The following is a 13,476-nucleotide window of genomic DNA, read 5'->3' on the forward strand; positions in this document are numbered from 1 at the left end:
AATATCCACTCCAAGAATGGCATTCGGTCAGACCTTCCATCAGCTAAAGATGGACTAGTTTTTAATTATTTTTTTTACAACAGATGTTCCATCCTTTTTCAAGCCTTTTAAAATGTAGGTGCCTGGCAGTGATCCAGTTGGGATCACAATAGAACCCTTTAATATGCTGATATTTAATGGTTTGTTTTTTAATGGGGGGTCAAAGAGGGGGCTGGGATTTATAAAGTAAATCTAGATAATAAATAAATTCACGTAATATCTAAAAAGAATTTATCTGTTTTAAAATTATACGCTCGTCTTGGGACCAAGACGAGCGTATCTTTAAACACTTTTATCGATGATTTGGTTCGTTTGAGCCAAATTAGACAAGAATTACAAAACTCATTTTAAACAAATGCAGTCATTCGTTGGTTCTTTTTTTTTTATTAATTCTCTTTCATATTTTTGATGTGATATATACTTTGTAATGAAAGTGGACTTTAAATTAAATCTAAGTAGATATTTTGCAGTCGAATATGACTTAAAAAAAATCGGTTAAAAAAAAACAGATATGCATTATTTTTGATCAAAAAAGAGATCCTGATCGAATCAGGATCTCTTTTTTATACATTGCTCATATAGTTAATCAGGCAATTCATCTATACTGATAGGCTCCACGCGTGGTGCAGCATTCATATGATGACGATATTTGGATGAGGTTTCATAGGCGAGTTTTCTTACACGCATGATGTTACCGAGTGGTCTGTGGTCTGGAAGACAATGGAAAGGATTGAAGCTTAAAACATCATCACCGTACACTCTTCGTTCCGGACTGAACGTGTTTTGCAGACTGATGGTCAAACTTGCAATTGCCTGAAACGGACTGTCATCTTCCATCCATTGAACAGAACCATCCTCAATCGGCATTTTTTCAAGATCAGTACACAACTGTGCAGACAGTTCGTAGACAGCAGTCTGATTTTCAAAAAAGTTTTTTACAATGGTGGTCAGAAAACTTTCAGGTTCATTCTTAATTAAATTTTCATCCATATCTTTCCCATGAAGGATTGCGACATTTTCTGATTTCGGAGCAATGGAAATTTTAGCAACATAATCTCCGTATCGTATTGCTGCCATACTGAAGTAACGGTCACCTAAAATATGTGATCCGGGTATGCTGAAATGATTGGGGTCTTCTTCTTTTCCAATTAAATTTTTAATTTTTCTTCCCGCAACGAGCATCGCTCCCTGAACACTCTGAAAAAGTTCGGGTGTGTTAATATATTCCTCGACTTTTTTCTGTTGATCAAGATAATCTTTGCCTAGCAGAAGGACCATACCTGGTCACTGTAACAGATGCTAATGGTTGTCAGACAACTCAATCATTTACAATCACCGAAGCAGATGTGGTGAATGCGCCGACTGGTATTACAACACAAACCTTCAATTCGGGAGATACGCTGAGTGCACTGGTTGTTAATGGTCAGGGAATTAAATGGTATGCAACAGCTACTGATGCGACAGATCACATCAATGCTTTGCCGATGACTACTTTAATAGTAAATAATAAAACTTATTACGCTACTGAGACAATTGGTGGATGCGAGTCCAAAACGTCATTAGCTGTTTTAGCTTATAATGATACTTTAGGAGTGAATAATCCGAGCAGTAATATCAAGCTTCAAATTTATCCCAACCCAGTTAATGATGTATTACATTTCAGTGGTGAAGAAAAAATTACTAAGATTGTGATTATGTCTATTGATGGTAAGAAAGTCTCTGAGAAAACAATGTCGAACGAAAGGAAACTAAACGTCCACACATTGATTCAAGGAACTTATCTGATTAACATCTTTACAGATAAGGGTGTACAAACAATCAAGTTTATTAAGAAATAATAATTTAATAAAATTATTATAAAAAGAGCCATTGCAAATGTAATGGCTCTTTTTTTTTGTTAGGTAATAATAAACTGAAAAAAGATAAAAGCGTGTATTTTATCGCATATTCAGTCGAATTTGGATAGATACGCGCTATAAATACAGCGGTTATATAAAAGTTACAGGCAATGTTAGGACACCCAAGCCAATAAAAAAAATTTGACAACACTAACTGCTTTTTACCAATTTGTAAATGACAGACGTAGCTATTTGCTAACTTTGCGACAATGAAAGAATTGATAGAATATATTTTGCAATTTGGCAACTTGAACAAACAGCAAATTGACCTTATTGCAGGCAAAGCGACAGAGTTAAAACTTTCGAAAGAAAACTATTTTTCGGAAGCGGGAAAAATTCCCCGACAAGTCGGTTTCCTTGTGGACGGCGTTGTTCGTGGTTGTTATTATAATAACAAAGGTGAAGAAATTACCCGATGTTTCATAACTGAAAATAGCCTTATAGCTGACTATATTAATTTTGAAGCTCATACAGTATCTACTGAATATTTGCAGGCTTGTACTGATTGTAAACTGATTTTATTTTCAAAAGATAATTGGGATGAGCTTACTCATACCATTGTGGGTTGGGATAATATCAAAAACAAAATGGTTCAAAAATGCCTTTATCAAAAATCGAGAAAAAGTCCTGTAATTTCAGAAGATGCTACTACTCGGTATCTTGAATTTATGAATAATCATCCATCCCTTATAAATAGAATCCCTTTAACTTATATTGCATCTTATTTAGGAGTTACTCAACAATCATTAAGCAGAATTAGAAAAAATATACGTTAGATTTTTTACCAAATGGTAAATCAGCTCATTTTTATTCATTGCAATTTTGCATTATTAATTTAAAAGAATAAAAAATGAAATCAGCATTAATCACAGGGGCTAATAAAGGTATTGGCTTAGCCACAGCAAAAGAGTTATTACAAAATGAATATTTTGTTTACATTGGTTGTAGAGATATTCAGAAAGGAGAAGTAGCAGTAAATGATCTATTAGCAAATGGTTTTGGAAATATAAAAGCTATCGAATTAGATGTTACCAATTCAAAATCTATTTTATCAGCTAAAAACATCATTGAAAAGGAACAAGGTAAATTAGATGTTTTGATAAATAATGCAGGAATTTCTGGTGGTTTTCCACAATCCGCACTTACTGCCACATTGGAACAATTCTATTCAGTATTTGCAACTAACCTATTTGGTGTGGTAAGTGTAACGCAAATATTTGTTGAGTTACTAAAAAAAGCAGAACAACCTCGAATTGTAAATGTAAGTACTGCTATGGCTTCAATTACAATTGCTTCTAATCCAGAAAGTCCCACAAATGAATTTAAAACATCGGTATACCAATCAAGTAAAGCAGCATTAAATATGTACACTGTAAATCTTGCGTATGAACTTCGTGATAGTAGTAAATTTAAAATAAATATGGTTTGCCCAGGTTATACCCAAACTGATTTTACAGGACATCAAGGTACAAGTACTCCTGAACAAGCAGGAAAACGAATTGCTAAATATGCTATGATTGACGAAAAGGGACCAACAGGAAAGTTTATTAGCGAAGAATACTTTCCAGAACCTGCAAGTTGTCCTTGGTAAAAGACGGTGAAATATTAAGGAACTAAAAACACTGCCTGTAACAAGGTATTTCCATAATGGGGGCTGACGGAGCTCATCAACAATTGTTACCTATATCAGCCTTTGCACTATATTTTTACTGACGGTTTCAATTGCCCCACTTCGGCAATACCCAAAGAGTTAATAATTACTTTTAAAATCTCACAAAACGAATACTTGGATAGCCCATAGTACTGCGATTAGGGTGGTTATGCGCTATTGTACAGCGGATATAAATAATTTTTAAGCCATTTTAGGCAAGCCTAAACTGAAAATAATTACTAACAATATGAAGACAGAAACTACAGTAAAACGAACGACATCAGACGATCAGGATTTTCAAGAATTGGCCAATGAGTTGGAACGAGACCTCAAAATTCGAGATGGAGACCAACATTTACTTTACTCTGAACTAAATAAAATTGACAGAATACCAAATGCAGTTGTTGTGTATTTGAATGGAGTACCGACAGGATGCGGTGCTATCAGAAAATATGACCAAGAAAATATCGAAGTTAAGCGCATGTTTGTAAAACCCGGAAATCGTGGGAAGAAAATAGCAACAACGATCTTGACCGAGTTGGAGAACTGGTCTGTAGAGTTAGGATATAGAAATTGCGTTTTGGAGACAGGTCTAAATCAGCCCGAAGCCATTGAGTTCTATAAAGCAAACCAATATTCCATAATTCCCAATTTCGGAAAGTATAAAAATAGCGAAAACAGCGTCTGTTTTAAAAAGCCTTTGAGAACACTTCTATAATCAAGGGTAGACCAGGCATTGTATGAAAGTAAAATAGAAAAAACGGTTTATAACAGTGCAACTCAGCAAATCTGGTTCTTAGTGGCTTCAGCCTTCGAATTTCATGAAGAAAGTATATCTTCGGCGGAGAGAGAGGTGAATTGGCTTTTCCGCAAATGCATAATTATGAGAAGCGTTAATTATTACCATTTAAATCTCTAAAAAACGATTAAATTTTAATTCATTTTAAATTCATTCAGAATTAGGTCTTAAAACAACGCTTTTTTATCATTATAAAAGATTTCAATAACCGTTTTGTAGTAAAAAAGTTTTGTCAGAATTTGTTAAAAGAAAAAGCCGGAGATTTAAACTTCCGGCTTTTTTTAATTGAGTCATTATTACAAACTGCGCAATAAAGTTTCAATCTCTTTTTCAACATCTGGTGTCTGCGCACCTTTTTTCATAATTGAACTAAAAATTTCAGCAGCTTTTGGCTTTGAAACTAATTCCAGCCAACCATCATTTTCTTTCTGATAACCCTGCTGCAGATTTGCGGGAGGCAAAACTTTTTTCACAGTGGCAACAACACCATCAGGAAGGGAAGCGATCTGCTGTGCAAGTTTATCAACAAACAGGTCTATTTCCGAATCAGGAACTGAGCGGTTGATCCAGCCATAACGCTCTGCATCTTTGGCATCAAATAGTTCAGCACCCAAAATAACTTCCAATACTCGGTTTCGAGGCATCTTCTCTGACAGATATTGTGTGGCGCCACCGCCGGGAATAATTCCCATCAAAGCTTCGGTCTGACCTATTTTCCCAGTTTCCAGCGACGCAAAGCTCATGTCTGCTGCAGCTACAAATTCAGCACCTCCTGCTCTGGCTATTCCTTTCAATTTCACAATCGTAACCTGTGGTTGCCTTCTAATAATTTCACCGATGGTTTGAAAAATATTTAATCCTTCGTAGACATCTTTTGTAAGTTCTTCGACTGCTTCCTGGTCATCCAGGATATTGATATCCACGTGCGCGATAAAAAATTCAGAATTATCACTTTCAAAAACAATAACTTTAACTGTATCATCCCCGGCATACTCCTGAAGTACAGTTTTCAATTCCTTCATAAGCTTTGTTCCCAGTACATTGACTGGCGGATTATTGATGAAAATGGTAGCAACTCCGCCGTTGCGTTCTGTTCTGATTGTTTGGTACACTTCATTTTTCATAATGTTACTCATTCTGATTTTATTAAATTTGTATTGTAATGAGTAGCAAATGTACTGTTCAATGATTTTGAAATAGGAAATGCTATTCAAAAGTATAGCAGATGAAACAGGAAAGCACTTCTCATATATGTACTGTTAAAGATCAGATCGATATTAAATATGTCGAGGACACACTATATGTTTTGCATGGGAAATGGAGATTGTCAATTATAATATCCCTCTACAATGGCAATCGACGATATCGGGAAATCGCCCGAAGCATTCCCAAGATCACCTTCACGATGCTCTCAAAAGAATTAAAATTTATGGAACTCAATAATCTTGTGAAAAGATCGGAAGATCCGGATTTTCCAAAAATGGTAGAGTATGAGCTAACAGACTACAGTGAGTCGCTATATCCAATTATAGAAAAAATGTTGGAATGGGGTAAATCTCACAGAAAAGAAATTACCTGAAGCGAATGAAGTTTAGAGACCGGTCCATAGGAACAAAGTAGTTTATCAAAAGTGATTAATTTTATAGTCCCTTCATTGTATTTAAACTCTTTTATCGATGGTAGGAATAAATAGTATCGTATGATAAACTTTGGTACTTATGCAACAAATTACATTCAAAAATGCATTTTAATGAACAAGAATTTTGAACTTTAATCGATCTTCTTTTTTCTTGGCAAGCCAATTTCGTGTTCTTGCGGATACGGATCACGCGAGGTCATACTTACATCCTCCCGTAGGCTTCTCTCCATCTCACGGGCTTTATGCTGATCCATAGAATATCGGGGATCTGCAACCAATGGCATCTTCGCCATCTTTGTAATGGTGACCGTCGGAAAATGATAATCGACCTCTACAGTACCTAATAACAAATAAATTCCCCCTTCCTTAAAAGGAAACTTTCTCAGACTGTCAGGAAAATGGGCCGTATCAAAATATTCTCCCTCGGCATCGATCCAAGTCCCGAAATACATATCGTCCTTTTTACCGGGTTGGTTTTTGCTTTTAATTGGAACGTGCTTTCTTGAAATTAGATAGGCTAACATTTTAACTTGTCTCTTATGATATTTGAGCAAGTCTTTTACCAATACGTGACCTCGGATAATAGCTGGAGAAAAAGTTGAAAATTTTGAAACTGTCAGAATTTCCAGGGATGGCAAATTTATTTCCTTGTCACTCAACATATCTCCGATCCTAGATGGAGACGGGAAAGTTATTGGAGCATCAAAAATATCACGTGATATCTCGGAACGGAAAAAAGCTCGGGAAAAACAGGTTATGCTTGCATCCATTGTTGCTGCATCAGATGATGCCATCATCAGTAAAATGTTACAGGGAATTGTTACCAGCTGGAATCCAGCAGCGGAGCGTTTGTTTGGCTTTGCAGAGGAGCAGGCAATTGGTCAACATATTTCGCTCATTTATTCCTGATGACAGGTTAGATGAAGAAACATACATTATTGGAGAAGTTAGCAGAGGTACAAAGGTTGACCACTTTCAAACGGTTCGTAAAACGAAAAAAGGGAAATTAGTGCCCCTTTCGTTGACGGTTTTCCCGGTTATCGATGAAGGCGGAAATATCATTGGTGCTTCTAAAAATGCCTCGCAATTGCAAATTTTGTGATAAGTTTACGTTGTGTTTTCGCAAGGATTTTATCTTTAAAAATCATTATTAAATAATCTCAGAATACGATAATTATATTGACATCTATTAGATAGGTAAAAATAATGTAAAAACAAACTTGCAATGTGAAATATTAAATAGATAATCGATTTATTTCCGATTATCTGTTTTTATTTTTACATTTGTACTGTGAGTATTGAAGTCTTAATCCGAAAATATAGTGCACACCCGATTCCTCATCAGGTGTTGATAAGCCTTTTGCAGGGGTATAAGAGACCGAATGATAAAATTCATTCCTTGATAAATGAAGAAAAACTAATCTCATTGAAAAAAGGTCTGTACGTTTGGAATAGTGATTCTTTACCCGAGAACTTCAGTATTGCAAATATTCTTTACACGCCAAGTTACATTTCAGTAGAATCGGCATTGTCATTTTACGGATTGATTCCGGAACGTGTTTTTTCAGTAAGTTCAATGACGTTCAAAACGTCAAAAAAATTCTCAAACTCACTCGGTAACTTCGAATATATCAAAATTCCAACACCATATTATTCATTTGGAATTAAAAGAATTTCTATCAGAGATGGGCAATTTTGTTTGATGGCAACTGGAGAAAAAGCCTTGATGGACAAAGTTATTACAACACCTGGCATCATCATTAGAAGTGAGATCTCTGCTCAAAAGTTTTTGTTCGAAAATCTAAGAATGGATGATGAGCAATTGAAGATATTCAATACCAAAGAAATGAGAACTTGGTTGGAATTTGCTCCTAAAAAAGAATCTTTGTTGAATGTTATAAAAACTATAGAAAATTTATGATACAAGATTGGATAGCAGAATATAAACCCAAAACTGCCGATGATTACAAACAGGCATTGCGTGAAATAATGCAACAATTGGCACTGGCAGGATTATCCCGTGGTGGTTTTTTTTCAAAAGCTGCTTTTTACGGAGGCACTGCTTTGCAGATTTTTTATGGACTTGATCGATTCTCGGAGGATCTGGACTTTTCTTTGTTGCAAGAAGATGAAAATTTCGATCTAGAGTATTATCTCAAGTTCATTGAGGATGAATTTTTGGCTCAAGGTATGGTTGTCACCATCAAAACAAAACATAAATCGGTTGTTTCCGCCATAGAATGTGCGTTCTTGAAGTCAGAGACCTTTTGGGGAGAACTCATTTTGGAAACTTCGGTTCCAGGACTAGGTATCAAACAAAATATCGGATTAAAAATAAAAATTGAAGTAGATACAAAACCACCTTTAGGTTTTGAGACAGAAGAAAAATTGCTTTTAAAACCATATTCGTTTTATGTGAAATGTTTTGTGCTAGAGGATCTATTTGCAGGTAAAATGCACGCTTTACTTTTCAGAAAGTGGGGAAATAATGTTAAAGGTCGTGACTGGTATGATCTGGAATGGTATATTAGAAAAGGCGTTAATTTGAATCTTCAGCATTTCTTATCAAGAGCAAAAGACAGTTCTGATTGGGGAAGAGAAACTATTTCTGAAACAGAATTCACAGTGATGCTGACAGAGCGAATCGAAAATCTGAATGTCGAAATAGCTAAGAGAGATGTAGAAAGATTTATCCATAATCCAAAAATATTGGATATTTGGTCTAAACAGTATTTTTTAGATCTGGTTAAAATGCTAAAAATAAAAGAATAATTTTACCACTTTGGTACACCTCGTATTTTGTAGATCATCATCAATAAAGTCTTCTACAGATACTGTATTAGTTTATGACCAAGAGGAGCATATCTTATAGGACCTTTATTGCTGATCTAATTCCTTAGAGCCAAAAAAAGAACGGGATTGACAATCACTAATTAAGGATTTAACTTGTAATATTTGCAATTTAATTCCTAATACTGCTGCTTCTGCATTGTTAACGACCGCATCGGACTAACCGGATTTTTTTTCAACTGATTCGACCGCATTCTTGATGGTTTCCGGCTTTTGAACATCCAAATCTACATTTAGAATGTTTTTCAATTGATTTAATTCTGCCTCATTGTCAGTGGTACGCATCGTTGCGATCACGTTCCACCTTCTTTTTGAAATTTTAAGACAGAGTCTCTTCCAATTCCTGAAGACCTACCTGTAATTAATACTGTTTTCATTTTATTAATTTAAATTTTTTGAATAACAGGATTGATCTCATCTTTTAATTAATGGACTGCCTGTGTCGCATAACCTTTCTCCGCAACTAATTCTGAATGATTTTTCAAATCTTCTTCCAAATAGCATTTCTCAACAACATAATAAACTGTGGAATATTCTTTTACAGATAGAATTTCATACACAATAAAAACTTTTTCTTGCGCTGTTCCTGAAACAGTTATTAAAAAGTAATTCTAATTCTTTAGTTGATGAATCGTTGATAGATTCAAATTTTGTAATCTGTAATCATAATGATCTTTTTGATAATGCAAAGTTATCTTGAGGTCTGCCTGAAAAATTGTTCGGTTCAAAACAGATACTGTATCATTCAAACAGCATGATCATGGTAATATTTATGAAAACAGACATAATTTTTTTTATTCTATCCTTTGATCTTTTCGCGGTGTTGTTTGCCCCATGCATGCATTACGGTGATCAATTCAGATAGTGTATCACTATAGGGAGTCAGTTCATACTCAACTGTTATTGGGTTCGTGTCGCATACGGTGCGTGTTACCAAACCATTCATTTCCATTTCTTTTAGTTCCTTTGATAATATACGAGATGATATCCCGGCTTCTCTCGATAGCTCTCTGAACTTTAATTTGCCAGCCCTCAATATTGAGATAAGGACCAGTTTCCATTTACCGCCTACAACATGTAGTGTATCCTGAAGTGTAAGCATGGCTATTTTACATTCCCGGTCAGTTGCCGGTATTAAACATTGGGTTTTTCTTGTCATGATATCCTTTTTGTAACCAGTATCCTAAATGTAACACAAGACAAAATTAATGAATTTCCCGCTAGCTTTGTACACACGAAAAAAGAGTTCAATAAAATAAAATCTTTAAAAAATAGAACATATGACAACAATTGTTAATGAGGAAAACAAGATCAATGCTGAGAACATATTTTACAAACATCTTTCAATGTTCACAACAGGCATGAGCAGAGAAGACTATGCCAATTTATTTACAGAAGATGCAGTACAGGAATACCCATATGCACCTGCACCTTTTTCAACAAAGATAGAGGGCCGTGATGCCATTGCATCGTATATCGAGAATGTAGTAAAAGGTGCTACCGACTGGAACTTTACCGATTTTGAATTCAGTGCAACGTCTGATCCTAATGTGTTTTTTGTTGAGTTCAACGGCAGTGCTTTGGTAACTTCGACAGGTAAAACGTACGATCAAATATTCATCGCCCGTATTACGATGAATGGAGACAAGATCTCTAACTTTAAAGAATATTGGAATCCAACCTGGATCATAGACGCTTTTGTCTAAATAATGATCTAATGGTTCTATCCATCAAAAAAGACATTTACATTACTGTAAGTGTCTTTTTTGATATTGCAATCTCTCTGTTTGGCAAAAGGGTTGATCTGTGATCAGATTAAAATTTATTTTACTTCTAAGTTCGGCCAATAACTTATAAACCGGTCCATTGTTCATGTATCATTTCCATGTTGGCCGCAGATCCCGTAACCCCACCGGCATAGACCGCTTGGGCAACTGACCTCATAAATGTGGTATTGTCTCCGCAAGCATAAACTCCTGGAATAGAAGTTTTCTGGAACATATCAACATTTAAATAACCTTGATCCGTTATTTCACAACCCAGTTCTCTAGGGATCTCACTTTTTTGTGTAAATGATACACGTGCATACAATGCTTTAAGTGGAGTAGAATCGCCATTGTCAAATGTGAGTCTTGAAATGTAACCTTCTGTATGTTCGATCTTACCTATCGTATGTTCATTGATAGAAATATTTTTCTTGGCAAGCAGTTTTATTTGGATATTAGTAAGTTCTGATCTTCCATTGGTGAAGATGGTAAGGTCATCGGTCCAGTTGGATATGAGTTTGGCGATTTCGAAAGCTCCATCACCATTGGCCAGAATGCCGGTTTTAACTTTACGGACCTCGTATCCGTGGCAATAAGGACAATGGATTACCGAGATGCCCCAACACTCTTCAAATCCTTCTATTTTAGGAATTGTATCTTTAATTCCTGTCGCGAAGATGATCTTTCTTGCACTGAATTTTTTCTTTGACCTGGTAGTTATTTCAAAACCCATATCTGTTTTAATACCATCAATAGCATCGTCATTTAGAAATTGTACTGTTGGGTATTTTAGCACCTCCATTTTTGCTTTGTTCGATATTGCAGAAGGTGCTTTTCCATCATTGGTGATGAAGTTGTGTGAATGGGGAGTTTGTTTGTTGCAAGGATCACCTGAATCGATGATCAGTACATTTCGTAAAGATCTTCCAAGGGCCATCGCCGCAGAAAGACCTGCATAACTGCCACCTACTATGATCACATCAAAATTTTTATTGCTTTCCATTGTTATGTATTGTTCAAATGATAGTGAGGAATATGGGAACACTAGAGCTGCCAATCCTAGGCTTCCTTTTTTGATAAATGTTCTTCTTGTGCTCAAAATAATCGTTTTGTATTAATTTACAGTTGAAGCGGAGTGGTGCATTGGACCTGAGATCAACGTGCTACCTCTGAAATGAATTTAGAAATTATCTTGAACGTTTCCTCTGCTTTCTCTTCCACAATATAATGGCCTGCTTTGTCCACAACCGCAGTTCTTATATTCGTTATTCCAAAACTTTGTAAGCTATCTTTTGTTATGGTCAGAGATTCTTTCATGCTAAATTCTGCTCCAACCAAAAGCAGTGGAACATTTATTTTTTCTTTGTGGGATCGATTAAAAGACACATCTTCTCCAAACGCCCTATACCATTCGAATCCCGCATTTAAACTTGCGTAGGTACTATAGGAGTTGGCATATGAATTAATAGACGTATCCGCCACCGCATCGGGGCTGGCAGAATGACCACGGATGAAATATCGGAAATAAATATCCTGCTTTCCAAGAACCAGTTCCTCTGCCAGTGGTTTTTGATCGTGGAGTCTAAAATGCCAGACGTGTTCAGTGGTCATCAACTGGTCCCACGTTCCCAATCCCGGTAAAGGAACATCAAGAATGGCAAAGCCAAGGATCTCTTTTGGATAGAGCCTCGCATAGGCATAAGTGACCATTCCGCCGATATCATGACCGATGATGATGACATTTTTTAGCTTTAAGTACTGAATGAGTTTATGTACATCCTTTGCTAAAGTTGCTTTGTCAAATTCGGCAGTGGGAATAGAAGAGCCATTAATTCCTCTCAGATCAGGTGTGATAATGGTATATTCGTTGTTGCCTAAAAGTTTTGGCATCATTTGTTTCCACATCAATGAAGTTTCTGGCCATCCGTGTAGCAGGACCAAGGTTTTTGGACCTGAACCTAATTTCAAATAATGGATCTGTTGATCATCCAACTTCGCAATATGATCTTCAATATCTTTTTCTGCACTTGATTGGGCAAAATTTGTTGTTGAGAAAAATAAAAGGAGCATTAGAAATGCTAAAATTTTAAATTGGTTCTTTTTCATGATAAATTAAAATATAAATAAATGTCTCAATTTTGAGACATTTGTGGTCAAATTTTTTTTAGCTGCTAATTCCTTTTATAAATGATTGCCATGCTAGATCTTTGATGGTCTTCTGATCCAATTCACCAGAACTCGACGCATTAACGCTGGAATTAATAATTCCTGCATGTAGATGCTGGATCCACTTGACGGTCATACTTTTATTGACAACATTTTTGTCCTGTAGCTGTTGGATGGTGGATCTGAAACTTTGGAATATATAATCATAGTCTGAACAATCCTTATCGTTTGCATTATGATAATAGCCTTCTTCTTGGTGAAGTTTATAAAAAAAAGAATATTTAGCGCCACAATCAACACCTGCGAACAAGATATTTTTCAAACGTGTAAAAGCATCATCAGAACTCTTTATAGCAGAGATCATAGCTTTCTTACAACTGATCTCCATCTCAAGTTCGCAGATCGCCACAAGTTCTTCTCTATCTTTGAAATAGCGATGCAAGGTACGTCTAGTGATACCCGCTCTGTCCGCTACTTTTTGAAGTGGTGCAGAATGGTCCTGATTAAAAACTGAAATGGCAGCTTCTATAATACGATCTTTTGTTAGTGTGGTCATACTCTGCAAAGCTAATAAAAAAAAGATTAATGTCTCATAAATGAGACAAATTTGATATTGAAAGTTTTTTTTTATGTTTTACACAGGATGGTAAGTCTAGAACTGAATCGTA

The 13,476-nt window shown here is 35.7% G+C and carries 17 protein-coding genes and 1 pseudogene; 9 read left to right on the top strand and 9 right to left on the bottom strand.

The features are described 5' to 3' along the window. Window positions 1-621: 621 nt before the first annotated feature. Window positions 622-1,317, bottom strand: coding sequence for a catalase family protein (locus BMW39_RS04345; RefSeq protein WP_051880015.1), 696 nt, complete (start codon window positions 1,315-1,317; stop codon window positions 622-624). Between the two features lie 71 nt (window positions 1,318-1,388). On the opposite strand from BMW39_RS04345, the gene BMW39_RS04350 reads away from it, so the two are divergent. From BMW39_RS04350 to BMW39_RS04365, 4 genes are all read left to right on the top strand, one after another. After that, window positions 1,389-1,877, top strand: coding sequence for a T9SS type A sorting domain-containing protein (locus BMW39_RS04350; protein WP_139175275.1), 489 nt, complete (start codon window positions 1,389-1,391; stop codon window positions 1,875-1,877). A gap of 269 nt (window positions 1,878-2,146) precedes the next feature. Further along, a complete protein-coding gene (locus BMW39_RS04355; protein ID WP_034977684.1) occupies window positions 2,147-2,713 on the top strand; it encodes a Crp/Fnr family transcriptional regulator in 567 nt (188 codons plus the stop codon). Between the two features lie 74 nt (window positions 2,714-2,787). Further along, window positions 2,788-3,528: an SDR family NAD(P)-dependent oxidoreductase gene (locus tag BMW39_RS04360; protein WP_034977687.1), complete on the top strand. Its 741-nt coding sequence runs from the start codon at window positions 2,788-2,790 to the stop codon at window positions 3,526-3,528. Window positions 3,529-3,835: 307 nt separating this feature from the next. After that, window positions 3,836-4,306, top strand: coding sequence for a GNAT family N-acetyltransferase (locus BMW39_RS04365; protein ID WP_034977689.1), 471 nt, complete (start codon window positions 3,836-3,838; stop codon window positions 4,304-4,306). A 377-nt stretch (window positions 4,307-4,683) separates the two neighbouring features. Here the strand turns inward: BMW39_RS04365 and BMW39_RS04370 are convergent, their stop codons facing one another. After that, on the bottom strand, window positions 4,684-5,523 hold the full coding sequence (locus BMW39_RS04370; RefSeq protein WP_221406044.1) for an enoyl-CoA hydratase/isomerase family protein: 840 nt from the start codon (window positions 5,521-5,523) through the stop codon (window positions 4,684-4,686). Between the two features lie 89 nt (window positions 5,524-5,612). Between BMW39_RS04370 and BMW39_RS04375 the strand changes: the two genes are divergently transcribed. Further along, window positions 5,613-5,966, top strand: a complete 354-nt coding sequence (locus tag BMW39_RS04375) for a winged helix-turn-helix transcriptional regulator (protein ID WP_051880016.1) — start codon at window positions 5,613-5,615, stop codon at window positions 5,964-5,966. Window positions 5,967-6,157: 191 nt separating this feature from the next. Here BMW39_RS04375 and BMW39_RS04380 read toward each other — a convergent pair. Continuing rightward, window positions 6,158-6,604: pseudogene (locus BMW39_RS04380) on the bottom strand (DNA polymerase III subunit alpha); the annotation flags it as partial. A 43-nt stretch (window positions 6,605-6,647) separates the two neighbouring features. Here BMW39_RS04380 and BMW39_RS19710 point away from each other — a divergent pair. From BMW39_RS19710 to BMW39_RS04400, 3 genes are all read left to right on the top strand, one after another. Then, window positions 6,648-6,935: a PAS domain-containing protein gene (locus tag BMW39_RS19710; RefSeq protein WP_375600495.1), complete on the top strand. Its 288-nt coding sequence runs from the start codon at window positions 6,648-6,650 to the stop codon at window positions 6,933-6,935. A 490-nt stretch (window positions 6,936-7,425) separates the two neighbouring features. After that, window positions 7,426-7,947, top strand: a complete 522-nt coding sequence (locus BMW39_RS04395; RefSeq protein WP_221406045.1) for a type IV toxin-antitoxin system AbiEi family antitoxin domain-containing protein — start codon at window positions 7,426-7,428, stop codon at window positions 7,945-7,947. Further along, a complete protein-coding gene (locus tag BMW39_RS04400; protein ID WP_034977698.1) occupies window positions 7,944-8,798 on the top strand; it encodes a nucleotidyl transferase AbiEii/AbiGii toxin family protein in 855 nt (284 codons plus the stop codon). The genes BMW39_RS04395 and BMW39_RS04400 overlap by 4 nt, the downstream gene beginning before the upstream one ends. Window positions 8,799-9,035: 237 nt before the next feature. Here BMW39_RS04400 and BMW39_RS19585 read toward each other — a convergent pair whose 3' ends face one another. The 3 genes from BMW39_RS19585 to BMW39_RS04405 form a co-directional block, all read right to left on the bottom strand. Further along, window positions 9,036-9,161 (bottom strand): hypothetical protein, encoded by a 126-nt coding sequence (locus BMW39_RS19585; protein WP_260262216.1) that lies wholly within the window; start codon window positions 9,159-9,161, stop codon window positions 9,036-9,038. A gap of 140 nt (window positions 9,162-9,301) precedes the next feature. After that, window positions 9,302-9,436, bottom strand: coding sequence for a hypothetical protein (locus BMW39_RS19590; protein WP_260262217.1), 135 nt, complete (start codon window positions 9,434-9,436; stop codon window positions 9,302-9,304). 239 nt (window positions 9,437-9,675) lie between these two features. Further along, entirely contained in the window at window positions 9,676-10,035 is a 360-nt protein-coding gene (locus BMW39_RS04405; protein ID WP_034977701.1) for a winged helix-turn-helix transcriptional regulator, read from the bottom strand. 121 nt (window positions 10,036-10,156) lie between these two features. Between BMW39_RS04405 and BMW39_RS04410 the strand changes: the two genes are divergently transcribed. Then, entirely contained in the window at window positions 10,157-10,582 is a 426-nt protein-coding gene (locus BMW39_RS04410) for a nuclear transport factor 2 family protein (protein ID WP_034977703.1), read from the top strand. Between the two features lie 145 nt (window positions 10,583-10,727). Here BMW39_RS04410 and BMW39_RS04415 read toward each other — a convergent pair whose 3' ends face one another. The 3 genes from BMW39_RS04415 to BMW39_RS04425 form a co-directional block, all read right to left on the bottom strand. Further along, window positions 10,728-11,741: an NAD(P)/FAD-dependent oxidoreductase gene (locus tag BMW39_RS04415; protein ID WP_311316408.1), complete on the bottom strand. Its 1,014-nt coding sequence runs from the start codon at window positions 11,739-11,741 to the stop codon at window positions 10,728-10,730. 56 nt (window positions 11,742-11,797) lie between these two features. After that, a complete protein-coding gene (locus tag BMW39_RS04420; RefSeq protein WP_165569360.1) occupies window positions 11,798-12,712 on the bottom strand; it encodes an alpha/beta fold hydrolase in 915 nt (304 codons plus the stop codon). A gap of 94 nt (window positions 12,713-12,806) precedes the next feature. Next, entirely contained in the window at window positions 12,807-13,364 is a 558-nt protein-coding gene (locus BMW39_RS04425; protein ID WP_034977709.1) for a TetR/AcrR family transcriptional regulator, read from the bottom strand. Between the last annotated feature and the right edge of the window lie 112 nt (window positions 13,365-13,476).

This window comes from Epilithonimonas lactis (genome assembly GCF_900110605.1).
GTDB classification, from domain to species: Bacteria; Bacteroidota; Bacteroidia; order Flavobacteriales; family Weeksellaceae; genus Epilithonimonas; species Epilithonimonas lactis.